The following is a 17,970-nucleotide window of genomic DNA, read 5'->3' on the forward strand; positions in this document are numbered from 1 at the left end:
GGCGGCCGGCGCGCAGCAGGCGAAGCTGGTGTATCCGCATCCTATGAGGTATGAAAAGAAGAATGGACAGATGCAGGCGGGTGCAGTCATCGTCTATAAAGGAAAGAAGAACGGCCTTACCGTAGAGCTGTCCGGCAAACGGCTGGAATTTGCCGCGGACGGCGATTCTTTGAGGCTGCAACTACCGCTGACGGGAGACAGGGGCCTGCTTGTTTTCAAACAGAACGGGCGGGAAGTTCTTGTACAGGAGTTCGAACCTTATGTGCCCCGCGACTGGAGCTATTTTGCCAATGGAACGATCGATATCATTTCGTCGTCTCACCAGGATATTGCGTGGATGAACACGCCCGACTCGTGCCGGATGGAGCGAATCGAAAAGATCATCGTGCCCGCCATGGGGATTATAAGGAAGGACAGCGCATTCCGATTTGGCATGGAGCAGACGCTGAATCTTATGGAGCTTGTTAAGGAAAACCCTGCCTATGCGGATGAAGCCGTCCGCTGCTATCAGCAGGGGCAGTTCGGCTGGGGTGCCACTTTTAATCAGCCGTATGAGGGCATGGAGTCGGGCGAGCAAGCTGGTGCGTCAGCTGTATCTCGGACGGAGCTGGATGAAGGAATATTTCAAGGGACGTATCGATGCCCGGACGGCGTTCAATGTGGATGTGCCGGGCCGGACGCCACAGTTGCCGCAGATACTGGCGCGCGGGGGAGTAAAGCATCTGTTTATCAGCCGGTTCAAAGAGGGATTTTTCAACTGGTATAGTCCCGATGGGTCGAAGATATTTACCTATAGCCCCGGCAACTACGGATGGGCAGTTATGTTCTATAAATATTTCGATGTCGATGCACCTACGGCGATGCACAAGCTGCACGAGGTGCTGAAGAACTGGAACGGCTATTACGCGTCACGAAATATACCGCCGCATTATGCCGTCGTCATCAGCAATGACGCGTCGGGCCCGGTATACTATGACCGTGTACTTAAGGAATGGAACAGGCTGGTGGAAGACATGGGGATCTCCGTACCGCGGCTCCGGTATACTACTGCAGACCAGTTCCTGGATGCCGTGGATGTGCCGCAGGCTCGCATCGACTCTATCTCGGGGGAAAGGCCGGATCTGTGGCTTTATATTCACGGGCCGGCGCATTATGAAGCGATCGCTGCCAAGCGGGCGGCTGCTGTTGATCTGCCCGCATCCGAGTGCTTCAATTCCATAGCCGGGCTGCTGGACGGCCAGTGGTCGGTCTACCCCAGGAGCTTGTTCGACACCGCCTGGTATAAATCCATCTACCCGGACCATGGTTGGGGTGGCAAGCACGGCGATATCACAGATAGCATTTATCGGTCGTATCTGGAGACGGGTGACAGCATTGCGCTGGCCACTTTATATCCCGCCCTCCGCCGTATTGCGGCGAAGGTGGCAGTCAAGGGTCCGGCCTCTGTGGTGGTATTCAATGACCTCAGCTGGCAGCGGGATGCGCTCGCCGTGCTGCCCGTGAAGGACAGTCTGAAGCAGTATGTGGTGCGTGATTCGGAGGGGAATACCGTGCCTTCTCAATCCATCATGACAGAGGAGGGGCGGGGTATCGCTATTCTGGCGAAGAAGGTCCCTGCTGTGGGGTATGACACCTACTATCTTTCGACCGCGCCGGAGCCCGGTTCGCCGATCGGTACGGGGGAGCCGGTCAATGGATATGAGAATGCGTGGTATCGGATATCCTTTGGCAACGGGGGTATCAGGAGTCTTTATGACAAGGAGCTTGGGCAGGAACTTTTAAACACTACCCGCTACGCCGGGGGCGACGTCCTCGATCTGGGCTATGATGGGCTGGATGCAGGAGAGTTTACCGAAATAACGCCTCCCAACATGCGTAATTTCGATAAGCTGAGCAACCATGAGGCCAACTGGCGAAGGACCAGCGATGGGCCTGTGCTTACTATATTCGAGAACAGGAACAGGCTTGGCAGCGACGACATTATCGAGCGGATCATCGTATACCGCCAGTGGAAGAAAATTGACTTCGAATACGAGCTGCCCAACTGGAAGGGTATCCGGAGCAGGCAGCTGAGTTTTGCGTTGCCTCTTAACATGTCTGCCGCGGACATCCGCTACGATGTGCCGATGGGTATGGCCGCGGTTCACGGAACGGAGCTCTCTATGCGGCCCGGCGGATGGGCGTGGGATGGCACCTACCGGCAAAAGCCGGAGGAGATACACCCCGGGAATCACAGAATTTTGTGACGGCTACGGCCGGGAATATCGGGATCACGATGGCCTCGAGGATGGCCGTGTTCGACTATATCGATCCGGCGAGGGATGCCGTATCCTATCCGGTACTGCAGGCGGTGATGCTGACGACGCAGAAGAGCTGTCATGGAGAGGGGCCCTGGTACGAGCAGCGGGGGCGGCATATATTCCGGCTCAGTATCAGCTCGCACTTACCGGACTGGAAGCGGGCATTTGTTTTTGGCCTGGGAAACAATCACCCCTTGTATGCCGTTTACTCCGTCCGGGGTAAGGGTGCGTCTTTGCCGGAGCGGATGAGCTTCTTCGGATCATCTGCGCCGGGTACGATGATCACGGCCGTCAAGAAAGCCGATAATAATGAAGAGATCATCCTGCGCGTTGTGAACATGGACAGGGCCCCGCTGCAGAACGAGATCCATTTGTTCAGGGCGGCGAAGACGTTGAAAAGAGTAAGTCTCATAGAAGAGGAAGAACAAACATTGGATCAGCAGGGCGATAGTATACGCGGTACTATTGATGGAAGCAGGATCGAGACGTATTCCATTGGATTTAAAAAATAACGATGATCAAAGGCAAAATATATCTGACGGGGATCTGCGCCACCGCCGGAATGGGAGGTTTCCTTTTCGGATTTGACACGGCTGTCATATCGGGCGCTGTGAATTTTCTGCGGATACAGTTCAGGCTGAGTCCTGCGATGGAGGGGTGGGTCATGAGCTCGGCGCTGGTAGGATGCGTGGCGGGTGCGGCGATTGCCGGCTATCTTTCGGACAAGTATGGGCGGAAGAGGCTGTTGGTGGCTTCGGCGTTGCTGTTTATTGTTTCGGCGGTGGGCTGTATGACGGCGGGTGGGCCGGCCGTGCTGGTGGGGGCGCGGATCGTCGGGGGTGTCGGGGTAGGTTTTGCTGCCATGGTAGCGCCGATGTTCATCGCCGAGCTGGCGCCTGCGAATTTAAGGGGGAGGCTGGTGTCCATCTATCAGCTGGCCATCACTTTGGGCATTTTGTGTTCTTACCTGTCAAATTCATTATTGCTTTCATACGCTGCCGCGCATGCCGGCCGCGAGGGTGGGTTGCTGCATTATTATCTGGCCGGACAGGTGTGGCGTGGCATGCTGGGGTCCAATATGATCCCGGCGCTATTATTTCTTCTGATGCTGCTCTTTGTACCGGAGAGCCCACGATGGCTGGTAAAGGAAGGACGGGGCAGTCAGGCCTACGGGATATTGTGTCGTATCAGCGGTCAGCAGCAGGCTGCCGCCGAACTGCAAGAGATATCGCTGGTCATTGCCGAGGAGGGTCAGGGCAGTTTCCGCCAATTGCTGGCGCCGGGGATCAGAAAAGCACTGGTTATCGGGATCGTATTGCCCTTCCTCAGCCAGCTGACGGGCATTACTACCGTCATGTACTATGCGCCAGCCATTTTCGAACAGGCCGGTTTCCGGTCGGGGTCGGCCATGGGGAGCGCATCCGTTATCGGATTTTTCAACATGATCTTTACGTTCGTAGCCATCTGGAAGATCGACCATTGGGGAAGGAAGCCCGTGCTTATCTGGGGCTTTGCCGGATTGTGCGTGGCGCTGTTGTCGATTGGTCTGCTCTTTCTGGGTGACGGAGGAAAGGGGTTGATGCTGGGTTCTTTTGTCTTTTATATCGCGGTATTTGCGGCAACCATCGGCCCTGGCGTATGGGTCGTCATTGCGGAGATCTATCCAACCCATATCCGGGGAGGGCCATGTCGATCGGTACCTTGTCGCTTTTTTGGGATCTACTTTCGTGACGCAGACCTATCCATTGCTGCGGGAGGAGGTGGGCATCGGCGTCGCTTTTGTGCTGTACGGCGTATCGATGGTCCCGGCGATATTCTTTGTCAGGAGCACGGTGCCGGAGACGAAGGGTCGTACCCTGGAGGAGATCGAACGACAGTGGACGAAAGGAGAACATAAAATGATCAACGACAGACTATGAGAATAAAAGGGATCACTTGGGACCATCCCCGCGGCTATCAGCCTTTAAGGGCTGTGGCGACGGAATGGGGCCGCAGCAGCGGAATAGTATTGGACTGGGATGTGCGGACGTTGAAGGAATTCGGGGACATGCCTGTAGAAAAGCTGGTGGACCTTTATGACCTGATCGTTATCGATCATCCCTATATGGGAGAGGCGGCCTCGAAATCGTTGCTGCTGCCGCTGGAAGACTATCTTCCGAAAAGTTTTTTTGCGGTGCAGGCCGCGGAGAGCGTAGGGCCATCCTATGATAGTTATGAATGGAAGGGCCGGCATTATGCGTTGCCGGTGGATGCCGCCGCACAGGTGGCGGTGATCCGTAAGGACCTGGCGGGTGGTATCGGATGGGAGCCGCCGGTGGAGACGCAAGGACTGAGGGCGGCGGCGCATCGGCTCCCGGAAGGTAAATTTATCGCGGTCCCGCTATGTCCTACTGACATCTGGTGCGTCTTTCTCACGTTGTGTGTTCAGTATAAGGGAGGAGAGATCTTTACACGGTCCGGCATCGATGAGGCTGCCGGCTGCTATGCGTTGGCGCAGCTGCAGGAATGGCGGGCATTCCTGCATCCGGACTCTTTTCGGATGAATCCGATCCAGATGCTGGACCGCATGGCGGCAGGGAATGAGATCGTGTATTGCCCATTTAGTTTTGGCTACACGAACTATTCAAGGAGGAACGCTACGGGAAGGCGGCTCGTTTTTATGGATGCGCCGCGACGCAGCGGGTCGGATGTCTCAACGTTGCTGGGCGGCGCCGGCATCGCCGTCTCGGGCCGCAGTGTCAACAGGGACGTTTGTATGGATTTTATCCGATATGTGCTGGACCCCGTGGTCCAGCGGACAACCTATTATATCAATGGCGGCCAGCCCGGGCATTTGTCGGCCTGGCGGGACGCGGCGTGCAACTCGGACAGCGGAGGGTTTTTTATCAACACATTGGATACGATGCGGAAGGCTTACAGGCGAACCGGCGTGCCGGGGTTCAACCGGTTCCAGGAGGAGGCCGCCGATCTCGTACACGCGTGGGCGAAACAGGGGGCGGATGGGGCTGCTGTGATGCCCCTATTGAATAAGCACTATCAATTGATATGTCATGACAAGATATGAGACGATCACCTGCGACATCGACAAGGGCATAGCCCGGTTGACTTTCAACAGACCGGAGACGCTGAACGCCATGGACAGACGTATGATGGACGAGATCATCGATGCGCTGGAGGTCATTACCCGTCCGGGGACGGCCTCGGTAGGGATCATAGCGGGAAGGGGGCGGGCCTTTATGGCCGGGGCGGATATAAAGGAATACAGCCGGCAGACGCCGGAGCAGTTCAATCTATTCCAGGAGAAGGGGAGGCGGTTGTATGCATTGATCGAGCAGGCTGAGATCCCTTTTATTGCTGCCGTGAATGGATTTGCGTTGGGAGGCGGATTTGAGATCGCGCTGGCTTGTGATCTGATTGTAGCGGCTGCCTCGGCGAAGATGGGGTTGCCGGAGGTGCACCTTGGGTTGATACCGGGAGGTGGCGGCGCGCAACGCCTATTGCAAAGAATAGGGATTGGAAGGGTGAAAGAGATGCTCTTGCTGGGGCAGTCCTATACGGCCTCCCGGATGGAAGAGTGGGGGATAGTGCATGCGGTGGCCGAAGACGGGATGCTGGATGACGTAGTTGGCGCGCTTGCGGAGAAGCTACAGCGGAGGCCGGCTCTGGCGGTGAAGGCGATCAAGGCGATGCTGGAACCGTCCGGGACGGAGGCGCCATTTGAGACCCGGCTGGACAGGGAAGGGGTGTCCGTGGCTGCGTTGTTCCATACGCCTGAGGCGGCCAGGCTCATCAAACAATTCACAGAGAAAAGTAAATAACAGATGGATAGCCAACGAAAGGAGATGGTTGGAGAGCTGATGCGGCGAAACGGGCTGGCGGCGCTGCTGTTCTGGAGACCGGACGAACTGGTGATGATGCTGGGTTATATGCCCTTATGGGGTGTGTCGGTGTTGTTATACCCGGCGGATGGGGAGGCGGTGCTTTTTGTGCCTGAGCTGGAGCCGGAGGACATCCTGCCGAAGGGCGTCATTGTAAAGAGATATCCGTGGGGTGTTCCCGACGGGAACGATCCGTGGGAGGTGTTGTACAGCGCTATAAAGAAAGAGCTTTTCAAAAGAGGGCTTGCAGATGGCGCTGTCTCGTTCACGAAAAGTATCGGCGGCAGCGCGCCCTGCCGGATGTCGGGGGAGCAGCCGCCGTTGCCGGGCGACCTGGTCCAGCGGCTGGAAGGAGTCTGTGCCGGGGGATGGAGGGAGACAGACGGTGAGCTGCTGCGGCTATATGATCAAAAGACGCCGACGGATATCGCCGGATTGGAAAAAACGCATCGGGTGGCGGCCCGCGCCGTGGAGGTATTTTACCGCGAGGTGGGCGGGGGACATACGGAGGCTATGCTGGCGGCGATGATAGAAATGGCGGTGCAGGAAACGAATGGCCGGGGGGAGTCGGCTTTGCTAAGGCGTGGCCAATGGTGCAATCCGGTCCGCATTCCGCGGATGCAGGCCGGTTCAACAGAAGCACCGGTAAGGTGATCGTGCGGGGCGAGCTGGTCGTGCTGGAGATGGGGGTTTGTGTGGACGGTTATTGGGCTGATATAACGAGAACGGCAGTCGTGGGAGATGCGGTGAACCGGCAGCAGCGTATGTACGAGGCGGTTGCAGGCGCCCAGAAGGCCGCATTTGCCTGTTTGCGGCCGGGCGCTTTGATGCGGGAGGTCGACAGTGCTGCGCGCAGCGTGATCTCCGCGGCGGGATTCGGTTCTTTTTTCCCCACGCGCTGGGCCACCAGACGGGCTTTCGGTACCATGATCCCGGGGACATTCTGTCGCCATACAGCAAGGGCAGCTTGCGGGAGGGTATGGTTATCACCATAGAACCGGGCGTGTATGGCGAGGCGTTGGGCGGCGGGCTGCGAATAGAAGACAATGTATTGATCACTGCCGGCGGCTACCGGATACTTTCCGGGAGCCCACGGGATTTAAATGGAGGCAATCCTATTTATGGAAAATAATAGCAGAGGCGCGTTAACGGGTTTGCGGGTAGCGGACTTCACGCAGCTGGTCCAGGGACCCTGGGCTACTCAAATGCTCGGCGATATGGGGGCCGACATCATCAAGATCGAACCGCCGGGCGGGGATTGGATGCGGCACTATGCTTATGGCAACCTTTATCCGGCAGGGGAAAGCATTTCATTTTTAGGTTTCAACAGGAACAAGCGAAGCATTGCCCTGGACCTGAAGAGTCCGGAGGGGTTGCAGGCGGCGCGGGATATTATTTCCAGGAGCGATATCGTGATAGAGAATTTCAGGCCGGGTGTAATGGACCGGCTCGGCATCGGGTATGAAGCCTTGCAGGCGGAACAGCCGGGACTGATCTATTGTGCGAGTTCAGGATACGGCAAAGATGGACCATACAGGACCCGCCCGGGGCAGGATCTGCTGGCGCAGTCGCTGGCGGGCGGCGCGTGGTTGAATGGCCGCAGCGGAGATATCCCCGTTGTAACGGCGGTGGGGCAGGCAGACCTGCTGACGAGTCTGTTTATCGTTCAGTCCGTGCTGGCGGCATTGTATTATCGCGGGCAGACAGGCAAGGGCCAGCGCATCGACGCCAGCCTCCTGAATTCCATCATAGCCTTTCATACGCAGGAGATCACCGCGTATCTGTACAAGGGTGAGAACCCCGAGCGCAGCGCGACCGGCATTCCTAATCCCTGGCTGGGTGCGCCATATGGGCTGTATCCTACGAAGGACAGCTATATTGCCATCGGCATGAATTCTGTCCGCAGGCTGGCTGGTATCATGGGCATGGCCGGCTATGACCGGGAGGCATTCGACGGCAATAACATCATCGAGTCGAGGGACGCTATCTACGCGGATTTTGCCGCAGTATTCCGGACAAAGACCACCGCCGATTGGCTGGAGCTGCTGCTGCCGCATGATGTCTGGTGCTCGCAGGTGAACACATTCAGGGAAATGGCTGTTGACCCACAGGTGCGGCACAATTCCATGATCGTGGAATACGATCATCCCACTGCCGGCAAGGTGACCACCACGGGTATACCGGTGCAGTTCAGCGTGACACCGGCGGGCATCCGGCGACCGGCGCCACTGCTTGGCGAACATACGGCGGAGGTGCTGAAAGAGGTCTGCGGGTATACAGAGGGGCAGGTGCAGGCTGTAATACAGTCTCCGGATAAAACTTCATAAAAGAGAAGAACTATGGATACAAGCATCGATCTGAAAGACCGGCGGGTGTTGATCACAGGTGCGAGCCGCGGGATCGGGGCGGCCATCGCCCGGACCATGGCGGCTTGCGGAGCGCGCGTACTTATCAATCATTTGCGGGATGAGGCTCCTGCGCAGGCGCTGGCCGGTGAGCTGCGGCGCCAATACAAAACGGAGGCATTGGTATATGAGGCCAATATATCTGTTGCGCAGGAAGTAACAGGGCTTTTCGGGTTCGCCGACGAGCATTGGGGCGGTATCGATGTATTGGTGAACAATGCGGGATGCGAGACCATCGATCATGCCGTTGACCTCGACCTGGAAGACTGGGACAGGGTGTTCAATGTGAATCTTCGTGGTGCTTTCATCTGCGCGCAGGCAGCAGGGAGGAGGATGATGGCGCAGAAGAGCGGCGTCATCCTGAATATATCCTCCATCCACGACAAGGTACCCCGGAAAGGATTGATACATTACTGTTCAGCCAAGGCCGGGCTGAATATGATGACCAAATGTCTTGCGCTGGAGCTGGCGTCTCATCGTGTGCGTGTTGTCGCCGTGTCGCCCGGGGCGATCGAGACGGAAATGAACAGGGAGGAGATAGATAAATTCGGTCGGGAAAAGTTCAATGGGTGGATACCGGCCGGCCGTATCGGGACGGTAGACGATGTGGCATGGACCTGCGCGTTCCTTGCGAGCGATAAGGCGGCTTATCTGACGGCTACCGAGATCTATATAGACGGAGGTTATAAGGAAAGCACCATCCCTTATGATCCCAGACCAAATAAATGACGAAGCTATGATCGAGACATACGAATTTAAAGGCGAAGGCTATGATCCCTTTCTGATCAGGGAGGGATGGCAGGTAGCGCAGCTGAACCATATGGAAGCGCAGGACCTGGAAGGGATCGTGAAAATAGACAAGCATTTGCTGACGGATGAAGTGTTTGTCCTGGTGAGGGGAACGGCTGTGCTGATCGCCGCGACGGCGAATGAGGCGGGTGCTGTAGCGTTCACGTGCGTCAGGATGCAGCAGGGGATCACTTATAATATACCCGCGAACACCTGGCACAATATCGCCATGGACCGGGATGCCTCCGTGATCATCGTAGAGCGAAATGACACGCATCTGGGCGATTATGTCCATATGCCGCTGACAGCCGGGGAACAAGGCCGGTTGAAGAAGGCAATCATGACCGTATTGGAGGCATGAATGACTGTATTGGAGGCATGACTCCGGACCCGATAATGATTATACCATTTTTAAATAGTAACACTAATGTCAACAGAAAGAGAGCCCGCACAGCCGACGGTATGGCAGAATGACGAATCGCTGTTCGAGTTGTACAGGAACGAGCTGTATACGCCTGTAGTGGGAGATATATTGGATGAGCTGGGCTGCTATCACCAATTCCTGCCTCAGCCGATACAACCCGCGCAAATGCACTTCAAAGTCGCAGGCAGGGCGATGCCCGTATTGATGATCGATGTCTATGGTCCGCAGGGGCAGCCGTTCGGGAAACTCACCGAAGCGCTCGACCAGCTGCAGAAGAACGAAGTGTATATAGCCAGCGGCGGGGATATGCGTTGTGCCTATTGGGGAGAGATATTGACGGCGACGGCGAAGGCGCGCGGGGCTTGCGGGGCTGTGATCAACGGGTATTACCGGGATACGGCACGAGTGCTCGAGCAGGACTGGCCTGTCTTCAGCCGGGGGCGGTATGCGCAGGATTCCTGTGTCCGTACCCGGTGGCGGATTACCGTTGCCGGATCGAAATAGGCAGGGTAATCGTAATGCCGGGTGATCTTGTCTTCGGGGACATAGATGGCGTGGTTGTCATTCCCCGTCAGCATGAAAATGAGGTGACCATCAGGGCTTTGGAAAAGGCGAGGGGAGAAAAACTTGTGAGGAAGGAGATCGAAGCGGGAATGTCGAGTACGATGGCTTTTAAGAAGTACGGAATTTTATAATCGCAAACACAAGGATCATGAAGCTGGGACTGGGTCTTTACAGGCATATGCTGGATCGGCAACATTTCGATTTCGCAAGGCAATGCGGGTGTACTCATATCGTGGTGCACCTGGTAGACTATTTCAATAAGGGGAATCAAAGCAATAAGAACAACCAGCCTATCGGTGATGACAGCGGCTGGGGCTATGCCGGCGACCCGGACAGGCTGTGGACGCTGGACGAGCTGCTGGCGCTGAAAAAGGCGATCAATGAGGCGGGCCTGGAGCTGGAAGCTATCGAAAACTTTGATCCGGCCCATTGGTACGATATTTTATTGGACGGGCCGAAGAAGGCGCGGCAGATGGAAGGACTCAAGCAGATGATCCGGAATGTCGGCGCGGCGGGTATCCCGGTCATGGGTTATAATTTTAGTCTGGCCGGTGTAAGCAGCAGGATCGTGGGCAATTTTGCGCGTGGCAGTGCACAGTCTGTGGGTATGGACTCCGTGGACGAGCGACCCATTCCAAACGGGATGGTGTGGAATATGGTTTATGATCCGGCTGCGCCGCCGGGATATCTGCCCGATATCAGTCACGAAGAGCTCTGGAGCCGGCTGGAATATTTCTTACGGGAACTGGTGCCGGTGGCTGAGGAAGCAGGGGTAAAGCTGGCGGCCCATCCCGATGACCCGCCAATGCCGAGAATACGGCGAACGCCGAGACTCGTCTACCAGCCGCAGCTTTACCGAAAGCTGCTGGATATCTATCCCAGCAGGAGCAACGCCCTCGAATTTTGCCTGGGCTCCATAGCCGAGATGACAGAGGGGGACGTCTATGCCGCCACGCAGGAATATGCAAAGGATATTGCCTATGTCCATTTCCGTAATGTCAGGGGAAAGGTGCCGCGATACAGGGAGGTTTTTGTAGATGAGGGCGACATCGATATGGTCCAGATCCTCGGAATATTGAAAGGTTCGGGATTCAAGGGGGTATTGATCCCTGATCATACGCCCCAGATGAGCTGCGGGCAGCCGTGGTATGCAGGGATGGCGTATGCGCTGGGGTATATGAATGCCTGTTTGAAGATGCTGCGCTGAGTCCGCGTGCGCGGTTCTTCCACGGCATTACAGGTCGCCTTTCTTTAATTCACTCACCGCATGGTCACAGGCTCTTGCGGTGAGCGCCATATAGGTGAGGGAGGGGTTTTGGCAGGCCGATGATGTCATGCAGGCACCGTCTGTTACAAAGACATTGTTGACGGCGTGGAGCTGGTTCCATTTGTTTAGCATGGAGTCTTTGGGGTCATTGCCCATTCTGCAGCCACCCATTTCGTGTATGTCCCTTCCAGGCGCCTGGTGATTATCGTGGGTCCGGATGTTCTTAAGACCGGCTTTGTCAAGCATCTCCTGCATCTGTTCCGCCGCGTCTCCGGCCATCCTGTCCTCATTTTCATGCCAGCTTACATCGGTATGAAGCAAAGGAATGCCCAGGAGTCTTTTGCATTTTTATCAAGCCATACGCGATTGTCTTTATAAGGAAGCATTTCTCCCATTGCTACTCCATAGAAGGCCCATGGCCCGGGTTCTGTCAGCTGGTCTTTGAAGGCGGCGCCGATGCCTTCCGTATTATTTCCCATACCCCATCCCTGCCGGTAGGTCGAACAGGCCATTGCATAGCCTCTTTTAAAATCATTCCCTTTTGTCGTTACCAAAATTCCTGAACCTTGGTATATAGACGCCGGTTGGCCTTCTGCCATAATAGTAGCTATCGGTCATGCCTTCATAGGTGGCAGTTGCGCTGACGCGGTAATTATGGGTCATGATATACTGCCCGAGAACCCCGCTGTCGTTGCCCAGGCCGTTGGGGAAGCGGTGAGAGGTGGAGTTCAGCAGCAGCAGGTTGGAATTTATAGAACCTGCATTCAGAAAAATGATGCGGGCATGGTATTTCGGTCATTGTTTTTGATGTAGAGTCTATCACCCGAACGCCGGTGGCCTTTTGCTTTTGTTCATCATAAATAATGGAATGTACTACGGCGTTCGCTTGTAAGGTGAGATTCTTTGTTTTCATGGCTGCCGGCAGTGTGGCGGATTGTGCTGCTGAAGTAGGCGCCAAAGGGGCATCCGCGGCTACATAGATTTCTTGCCTGGCAATGATTGCGGCCGAGGGAAGTATGGGATATCTTTTGCAATCGAGAGATTCGCTGTTCTGCTGATGATCAGGTTGCGTCCCGGAAAATTGGTTTCTATGCTTTGTTTTAAATACAGCTCGAGCTTTGTCATCTCAAAAGGGGGAGAAATTCGCCGTCGGGAACTTGTGCCAGTCCATCCTTGTTGCCTGAGATACCTGCAAATTTTTCTACATAACTATACCAGGGTGCAATATCCTTGTAGCGAATGGGCCAGTCGATACCGATGCCCTCTTTGCGTTAGCTTCGAAATCCGCCGTCCCCCATCGCTGTGTCCATCTTGCCCCACATGAGGCTCCTGCCGCCGACGTGGTAGCCACGTATCCAGTCGAAGGGCTTATCCTGTATATATGGGTGGACGTTGTCGTTCAGGAACATTTTTGTGGTGAATTCATCCACTACGCCGGCCCGGGAAAGAATAGGATTTTCAGTAAGTGAACGTTCTCGTAAGGCTGCCCCGGTGAGGCATATCCCATGGGTTCATCGATGCTGTATCATAATCTTTTATATGTTCTAATCGTTGCCGCCGCGTTCGAGGGCCAGGACCTTTAGCCCTTTTTCGGTCAATTCTTTCATGGCCCAGCCGCCGCTGATGCCTGTTCCGATAACGATGGCATCGTATGTGTTCTGTTCTTTGGCTTTGTTATTTAGTGAAGGAGACTCCTGTGGCATGTGATGTGTTTTAAATTGGGGCGAGGTTGTGCAAAATAGACTATTGGCATTGGTTGGGCCAGATCGATTTTAAGGTAGTTGGACACTATATTAACGATCCAAAGGAATAAAATAATTGTAATGCCTGTTAACCTGGTTGTAGGGGGCGCTGGGGGTGGATCCTATCTTCGGATGCATGAAGACAATATTTTTGATCTTTTCGCTGGCGCTGGCCGGCATCACGGTTCGGGCACAGGGAGACACGACGGCTTTATTGGGGCGATGGGATATCACGGTGCATGCGCCGGGGAGGGATTTTGCGAGCTGGCTGGAGGTCTGCAGGTCCGGTTCGCGTTTTATGGTGGGACGGTTTGTGGGGGGGCGGGGGTAGTTCGCGGCCGATCTCGCGGGTGAACCTCGGAGAACGGGACGATGCGGTTTTCGATACCGCCGCAGTGGGAGAACGAGGACAGGAATTTGGATGTAGAGGGTAGTGTGCGGGGGGATAGCCTCGAGGGTACGATGGTGATGCCGGATGGCGAAACGCCTAGCTGGGTAGGTTACCCGCGCGCCAGTGTTGCAGCGCGGAGGGTGTGCCGGTATGGGGTAAGCCGGATCACCCTGTTCAATGGAAAGGATCTTTCGGGGTGGCATGTTATGGGGAAGACCAATCAATGGGTGGTGGAAGGTGGTATTCTGCGCAGTCCGCGACCGGGGTCGAATATCGTCACCGATCAAAAGTTCACCGATTTCCGGCTGCATGTCGAATTCCGTTATCCCAAAGGCGGCAACAGCGGCGTCTATCTGCGTGGACGTTATGAGGTGCAGATCGAGGATGAAGAAGGAGGAGGTGTAGCGCCGAACGAGGTGATCGGCGGGGTGTATGGATTTCTGCCGCCTGTGCAGCGGGCTTCGAAGGGGCCCGGCGTATGGCAAACGTGTCGATATAACGCTGGTGGGGAGGCTGGTGACCATCGTTTTTAACGGGAAGACTGTGACCTGCCGTTCTGAGATACCGGGGATCACCGGCGGCGCGTTGGACAGTCATGAGGGGAGAGCCGGGACCGATATTTCTGCAGGGGGACCACCGGGCGATCGAGTACAGGAATATCGTACTGACACCTGCCAGATAGGGATAGGGGCGTATATCTCGCATAACGGCCCAGCCTGTTGGCATATGCGTTTGCAACTATACAATATCACTCCGTCTCTGCAGCCTTACATCAGGCTGATATGCACTATGGACTGCGACGCGGATGCAGACACAGATCATATCCGCGTTCTGCCGGATACTTGTGTCGAACTGTTTGTTAACTTCACCAGCACACCTGTAGCCATCATCGGCGACCAGTTGTACAAACGCAGCATTGTTTCTTCCGAATGAGCCGGCCCATCGACGTGCAGATGCGAAAAGGGGCCGGTTGCCTCGCCATATGTTTTCATCCCGGTATGGCATACGCGTTCTTCCGGGTTCCGATGCATGCATTCACCGACACTACCGCGGACCTGTCTGATATATGGCGTGGCATGGCCGAAGAGATGGAGGACAGACTCTCCGGCGCCCGCACCAACGAGGCGCGCGTGGACATGGCGCAAAAATATCTGTTACGGCAATTGGCCGGTGACCAGCAGGATTTGCAGATGGTCTACTGTTTGAGGCAGGCGCAGCTGTCCGGTGGTCTGATACCGGTAAGCCAGCTTACTGATGGTACCGGCCTCAGCCAGCGCCATCTTGCAAGAAAGTTTCAGCAACAGGTAGGCCTGTCACCAAAAGAGTATCTACGTGCCTGCAGGTTTATAAGATCATTGCACCACCTGAAAAAATACCCCATGCTCTCGCTTACCGAAGTGGCCTATGAAAGCGGCTATTATGACCAGGCCCATTTTAACCGCGACTATAAGGCATACACCGGCCATACCCCCGGCGAGGTGGCGCATGCACGGGACATTTTATACTGATGTCCGTTTCGTACAATTTTAGCCACGCTGGACTCCGTAATTTTGCTGTAGAAAAACGATATTACCATGAGACGACTGATACTGGGTCTGGCTGTAACCCTGGACGGATACATCGAAGGACCCAACGGCGAATATGACTGGTGCCTTACAGACCAGGACTATGGTTTGAAAGAATTCTTTTCCCGTATCGACGCGATCTTCATTGGGCGTAAGAGCTATGCAAATGATGCAGCAACACTCCGATGGCGATAATAATGCAACGATACCCGGTATGCCGCCAATGACGGAATATGTATTTTCCAGAACGCTGACATCGGTGAAAAAGGGCGCTGTACTTGTATCGGGCGATAGTATTGCCGGAAGCCCGCAGAATAAAGGAGCAGCCCGGCAGGGACATCTGGTTGTTTGGCGGCGCTTCCCTTACCGACGCTCTTATGAAGGAAGGTTTGGTGGATCAGCTCGTGGATGTCGGTACATCCTTTGCTGCTCGGCAGCGGCAAGCCCTTGTTCCACGAGCAGAACAGCCGCACCAAATTGACCCTGCTGGAAACCAAAACTTACGAAACCGGCCTTGTGTCGCTCAGCTACAGCATCGATAAATAGCGCAGCTACCTCGAGCACCTCCCGCTGATACTCCAGCGGACTCTTGCCCATTACATCCCTGAAGCATTTGTGGAAATTGGAGAAAGAGTTGAAACCGCTGTCGCTGCAGATCCTTTTTGCGCAGTACCTGCTGCCCGCCAGCATACTACAGGCGTGTCGAACGCGCAGCTCGATAAGATACCGGGAGAAGGTCTTGTTCGTTCGCATCTTGAACCACCTGCAAAAGGAGTTCGGACTCACGTAGGCGACGGCCGCGATCTCTTCCAGACCAATCCTTCTTGAAAAATGTTCGCGCGAGAATTGGTGCACACGCTCGAGCCTGATGGCTTCGTCGGGGTGCATACCCCTGCGGCCCGTGGTCAGATAACGCAGTTCGCCGGAGGTGGACATGGTTGAAAGTATCTCCAGCAAAAGAATGATCCTGCCGGCGCCTTCCGCGCGAAGCATCCGCATCATCAGGTCCTGTATGACCACGCGGTTCGCCGCATCCGGCATGATGCCCCTGTCGGCGTTCCTCAGCAGCAGTCTGATTTGTCCATTCTCGAGCAGGTTGAGGAAGGTTTCGCCCAGGAAGTCCGGCATGAAACGGATCACATACACCCGCACACGATCCCGCATCTCCCGGACGTATTGAACATCCAGGCTGTACTGGCGATTCAGCTGTGCTCCGGTCATGATGATATCTCCCGATCCTAAAAACAGTCCGCTCGTCGCCCGATATAAAAATGCCGGAGCCCTCTTCGATATATACGATCTCGATTCCCGAATGGCCGGAGCCCCCTCGGAAAAAAAAGAATAGTCCTCCTCCGTGATACGCATAAACTACCATTATTGGTTGATCAATATTAATGCACAAAGCCGATTGAAAAAGCAGGCAACCGGTTGCCCAAAAAAAAATCACGCATCCGGTTGCATGAATTTTTATACATTTGAAACAGGCAACGATGCAAAACAAGATCCCTACCATACAGGAAATAGCCCGCATACTGAAGCTCTCAAAGTCAACCGTGTCGCGGGCTTTGAGGGATCACCCGGCCATCGGCCTGCGTACGACACAGCGGGTGCAACAGCTCGGCCAAAGAACTCAACTACGAGCCCAACCAGATGGCGATCAGCTTTTCGAAAAAGAAAACCATGTCCATCGGGGTCATCGTTTCATCACTGGACGCGTATTTCTATAGCGCAGTCACGGGCATCGAAGACTGCGCCTACGCCAACAACTACAACGTCCTCATCAGCCAGACCCGCGACGAATATGATATCGAGGTCAAGGTCCTGGAAACCATGCGCAAACAGCGGGTCGACGGAATCGTTGCCTCCATTTCAAGGAACGCCCCCGACATCGCCCAGCTTCGAAAAGTGCAGGCAGTACAATATCCCCGTCGTGTTCTTCGACAGGGTCCCCGACGTTCCAAACATCAACTCGGTGTGGTGCCGCCTGGACATCTCCACGGTGGAACTCGTCGGCTACCTCGTATCCAAAGGCCACGAACATATCGCCCTGATCAACGGGCCGGTCAACCTGCCGATCAGGAACGAACGGCTGAAGGGCTATCTTGAAGGCCTCGGAAAAAACAACCTTCCAGTCTACGAACATTTTATAAAGACGGCCGACCTCTCCACCGTCGGCACCTACGAGGCGATGGATGCGCTGCTTTCCCACCGGATAAAGCCTACGGCCATCATTACTTTCAACGACTACATGTCGCTGGACGCCATGCACTATCTCCGAAAAGTAAAGCCGGGCAGGTATCACGACATCGATTTCGTCACCTATTCCAGTCTCCCCACGACGCGCTACCTCGACAGACCTCCGCTGGCGTACATCGACCAGTTCCCCTATGAACAGGGAAACTCGCTACAGAAGTGCTTTTCAGACAGCTCAACGGCCTCGGGCACACGGAAATGACGCCCCCCGAGAACATGATCATCGAAAGCAAGTTGGTGGTTTATTGATTTCAGGCAACCGGTTGCGGGTGCGTTTTTTGAATTGGATTGGTTATGTTTGGCAACCTAAAGCTCACAAACCATCTGATTATGTACGCGAGTCCCGCACTCAAAGAGTCCTGTCAATTCTATGCTTCCTCGGCTGCACAACG

Annotated in this window: 25 protein-coding genes and 3 pseudogenes; 22 read left to right on the forward strand and 6 right to left on the reverse strand. The window is 55.2% G+C overall.

Annotation, left to right across the window (positions count from 1 at the left end):
* Positions 1 to 611: 611 nt before the first annotated feature.
* The 14 genes and pseudogenes from ACQ86N_RS00175 to ACQ86N_RS00240 all read left to right on the forward strand — a co-directional run bounded on the left by ACQ86N_RS00175 (position 612) and on the right by ACQ86N_RS00240 (position 11,567).
* The gene (locus tag ACQ86N_RS00175) at positions 612 to 2,246 is read left to right on the forward strand and encodes a hypothetical protein (RefSeq protein ID WP_431213402.1); all 1,635 of its coding nucleotides are present in this window, start codon (positions 612 to 614) and stop codon (positions 2,244 to 2,246) included.
* Positions 2,243 to 2,812, forward strand: coding sequence for a glycosyl hydrolase-related protein (locus ACQ86N_RS00180; RefSeq protein WP_431213403.1), 570 nt, complete (start codon positions 2,243 to 2,245; stop codon positions 2,810 to 2,812). The genes ACQ86N_RS00175 and ACQ86N_RS00180 overlap by 4 nt, the downstream gene beginning before the upstream one ends.
* A gap of 2 nt (positions 2,813 to 2,814) precedes the next feature.
* Positions 2,815 to 3,969, forward strand: a pseudogene (locus ACQ86N_RS00185) (sugar porter family MFS transporter); the annotation flags it as partial.
* A gap of 91 nt (positions 3,970 to 4,060) precedes the next feature.
* Positions 4,061 to 4,219, forward strand: coding sequence for an MFS transporter (locus tag ACQ86N_RS00190; RefSeq protein WP_431213404.1), 159 nt, complete (start codon positions 4,061 to 4,063; stop codon positions 4,217 to 4,219).
* Complete coding sequence (locus ACQ86N_RS00195; protein WP_431213405.1) at positions 4,216 to 5,364, forward strand: ABC transporter substrate-binding protein; 1,149 nt, start codon at positions 4,216 to 4,218, stop codon at positions 5,362 to 5,364. Before ACQ86N_RS00190 ends, ACQ86N_RS00195 begins: the two co-directional genes overlap by 4 nt.
* Positions 5,351 to 6,118, forward strand: coding sequence for an enoyl-CoA hydratase/isomerase family protein (locus tag ACQ86N_RS00200; RefSeq protein ID WP_431213406.1), 768 nt, complete (start codon positions 5,351 to 5,353; stop codon positions 6,116 to 6,118). The genes ACQ86N_RS00195 and ACQ86N_RS00200 overlap by 14 nt, the downstream gene beginning before the upstream one ends.
* Positions 6,119 to 6,121: 3 nt before the next feature.
* Positions 6,122 to 6,832 (forward strand): hypothetical protein, encoded by a 711-nt coding sequence (locus ACQ86N_RS00205; protein WP_431213407.1) that lies wholly within the window; start codon positions 6,122 to 6,124, stop codon positions 6,830 to 6,832.
* Positions 6,769 to 7,310, forward strand: a pseudogene (locus ACQ86N_RS00210) (M24 family metallopeptidase). Before ACQ86N_RS00205 ends, ACQ86N_RS00210 begins: the two are co-directional and overlap by 64 nt.
* On the forward strand, positions 7,300 to 8,505 hold the full coding sequence (locus tag ACQ86N_RS00215; protein WP_431213408.1) for a CaiB/BaiF CoA transferase family protein: 1,206 nt from the start codon (positions 7,300 to 7,302) through the stop codon (positions 8,503 to 8,505). The pseudogene ACQ86N_RS00210 and the gene ACQ86N_RS00215 overlap by 11 nt, the downstream one beginning before the upstream one ends.
* Positions 8,506 to 8,517: 12 nt before the next feature.
* A complete protein-coding gene (locus tag ACQ86N_RS00220; RefSeq protein ID WP_431213409.1) occupies positions 8,518 to 9,312 on the forward strand; it encodes an SDR family NAD(P)-dependent oxidoreductase in 795 nt (264 codons plus the stop codon).
* Between the two features lie 7 nt (positions 9,313 to 9,319).
* Positions 9,320 to 9,733: a hypothetical protein gene (locus ACQ86N_RS00225; RefSeq protein WP_431213410.1), complete on the forward strand. Its 414-nt coding sequence runs from the start codon at positions 9,320 to 9,322 to the stop codon at positions 9,731 to 9,733.
* Positions 9,734 to 9,799: 66 nt separating this feature from the next.
* Positions 9,800 to 10,300 carry an RraA family protein gene (locus ACQ86N_RS00230; protein ID WP_431213411.1) on the forward strand — a complete coding sequence of 167 codons (501 nt, stop codon included), beginning with the start codon at positions 9,800 to 9,802 and terminating at the stop codon, positions 10,298 to 10,300.
* Between the two features lie 14 nt (positions 10,301 to 10,314).
* Positions 10,315 to 10,491, forward strand: coding sequence for a hypothetical protein (locus ACQ86N_RS00235; RefSeq protein WP_431213412.1), 177 nt, complete (start codon positions 10,315 to 10,317; stop codon positions 10,489 to 10,491).
* Positions 10,492 to 10,508: 17 nt separating this feature from the next.
* Positions 10,509 to 11,567: a mannonate dehydratase gene (locus tag ACQ86N_RS00240; RefSeq protein WP_431213413.1), complete on the forward strand. Its 1,059-nt coding sequence runs from the start codon at positions 10,509 to 10,511 to the stop codon at positions 11,565 to 11,567.
* Between the two features lie 27 nt (positions 11,568 to 11,594).
* On the opposite strand, the gene ACQ86N_RS00245 is transcribed toward ACQ86N_RS00240, so the two are convergent.
* The 5 genes from ACQ86N_RS00245 to ACQ86N_RS00265 all read right to left on the reverse strand — a co-directional run bounded on the left by ACQ86N_RS00245 (position 11,595) and on the right by ACQ86N_RS00265 (position 13,330).
* Positions 11,595 to 11,948, reverse strand: a complete 354-nt coding sequence (locus ACQ86N_RS00245) for a GMC family oxidoreductase (RefSeq protein WP_431213414.1) — start codon at positions 11,946 to 11,948, stop codon at positions 11,595 to 11,597.
* Positions 11,930 to 12,181: a hypothetical protein gene (locus tag ACQ86N_RS00250; RefSeq protein ID WP_431213415.1), complete on the reverse strand. Its 252-nt coding sequence runs from the start codon at positions 12,179 to 12,181 to the stop codon at positions 11,930 to 11,932. The genes ACQ86N_RS00245 and ACQ86N_RS00250 overlap by 19 nt, the downstream gene beginning before the upstream one ends.
* Complete coding sequence (locus ACQ86N_RS00255) at positions 12,159 to 12,290, reverse strand: hypothetical protein (protein WP_431213416.1); 132 nt, start codon at positions 12,288 to 12,290, stop codon at positions 12,159 to 12,161. Before ACQ86N_RS00255 ends, ACQ86N_RS00250 begins: the two co-directional genes overlap by 23 nt.
* 608 nt (positions 12,291 to 12,898) lie before the next feature.
* Positions 12,899 to 13,057, reverse strand: a complete 159-nt coding sequence (locus ACQ86N_RS00260; RefSeq protein WP_431213417.1) for a hypothetical protein — start codon at positions 13,055 to 13,057, stop codon at positions 12,899 to 12,901.
* 114 nt (positions 13,058 to 13,171) lie between these two features.
* Entirely contained in the window at positions 13,172 to 13,330 is a 159-nt protein-coding gene (locus ACQ86N_RS00265; protein WP_431213418.1) for a hypothetical protein, read from the reverse strand.
* Between the two features lie 175 nt (positions 13,331 to 13,505).
* Here ACQ86N_RS00265 and ACQ86N_RS00270 point away from each other — a divergent pair, with 175 nt between their 5' ends.
* The 5 genes from ACQ86N_RS00270 (at position 13,506) to ACQ86N_RS00290 (ending at position 15,520) form a co-directional block, all read left to right on the forward strand.
* The gene (locus ACQ86N_RS00270) at positions 13,506 to 13,700 is read left to right on the forward strand and encodes a hypothetical protein (RefSeq protein ID WP_431213419.1); all 195 of its coding nucleotides are present in this window, start codon (positions 13,506 to 13,508) and stop codon (positions 13,698 to 13,700) included.
* A 41-nt stretch (positions 13,701 to 13,741) separates the two neighbouring features.
* On the forward strand, positions 13,742 to 14,293 hold the full coding sequence (locus tag ACQ86N_RS00275) for a 3-keto-disaccharide hydrolase (protein WP_431213420.1): 552 nt from the start codon (positions 13,742 to 13,744) through the stop codon (positions 14,291 to 14,293).
* Between the two features lie 10 nt (positions 14,294 to 14,303).
* On the forward strand, positions 14,304 to 14,693 hold the full coding sequence (locus tag ACQ86N_RS00280; RefSeq protein WP_431213421.1) for a hypothetical protein: 390 nt from the start codon (positions 14,304 to 14,306) through the stop codon (positions 14,691 to 14,693).
* Positions 14,694 to 14,758: 65 nt separating this feature from the next.
* Positions 14,759 to 15,268, forward strand: a complete 510-nt coding sequence (locus ACQ86N_RS00285) for a helix-turn-helix domain-containing protein (RefSeq protein WP_431213422.1) — start codon at positions 14,759 to 14,761, stop codon at positions 15,266 to 15,268.
* 66 nt (positions 15,269 to 15,334) lie between these two features.
* Positions 15,335 to 15,520, forward strand: a complete 186-nt coding sequence (locus ACQ86N_RS00290) for a hypothetical protein (RefSeq protein WP_431213423.1) — start codon at positions 15,335 to 15,337, stop codon at positions 15,518 to 15,520.
* A gap of 180 nt (positions 15,521 to 15,700) precedes the next feature.
* On the opposite strand, the gene ACQ86N_RS00295 is transcribed toward ACQ86N_RS00290, so the two are convergent.
* Positions 15,701 to 16,690 carry a helix-turn-helix domain-containing protein gene (locus ACQ86N_RS00295; protein WP_431213424.1) on the reverse strand — a complete coding sequence of 330 codons (990 nt, stop codon included), beginning with the start codon at positions 16,688 to 16,690 and terminating at the stop codon, positions 15,701 to 15,703.
* A 125-nt stretch (positions 16,691 to 16,815) separates the two neighbouring features.
* Here ACQ86N_RS00295 and ACQ86N_RS00300 point away from each other — a divergent pair, with 125 nt between their 5' ends.
* The 3 genes and pseudogenes from ACQ86N_RS00300 to ACQ86N_RS00310 all read left to right on the forward strand — a co-directional run bounded on the left by ACQ86N_RS00300 (position 16,816) and on the right by ACQ86N_RS00310 (position 17,780).
* A complete protein-coding gene (locus ACQ86N_RS00300) occupies positions 16,816 to 17,052 on the forward strand; it encodes a LacI family DNA-binding transcriptional regulator (protein ID WP_431213425.1) in 237 nt (78 codons plus the stop codon).
* A pseudogene (locus ACQ86N_RS00305) lies at positions 17,006 to 17,164 on the forward strand (hypothetical protein); the annotation flags it as partial. The gene ACQ86N_RS00300 and the pseudogene ACQ86N_RS00305, both read left to right, overlap by 47 nt.
* Before the next feature lie 91 nt (positions 17,165 to 17,255).
* Positions 17,256 to 17,780, forward strand: coding sequence for a substrate-binding domain-containing protein (locus tag ACQ86N_RS00310; protein WP_431213426.1), 525 nt, complete (start codon positions 17,256 to 17,258; stop codon positions 17,778 to 17,780).
* The last annotated feature ends 190 nt before the right edge of the window (positions 17,781 to 17,970 follow it).

Source organism: Puia sp. P3, assembly GCF_050632245.1.
Classification (GTDB): Bacteria; Bacteroidota; Bacteroidia; order Chitinophagales; family Chitinophagaceae; genus Puia.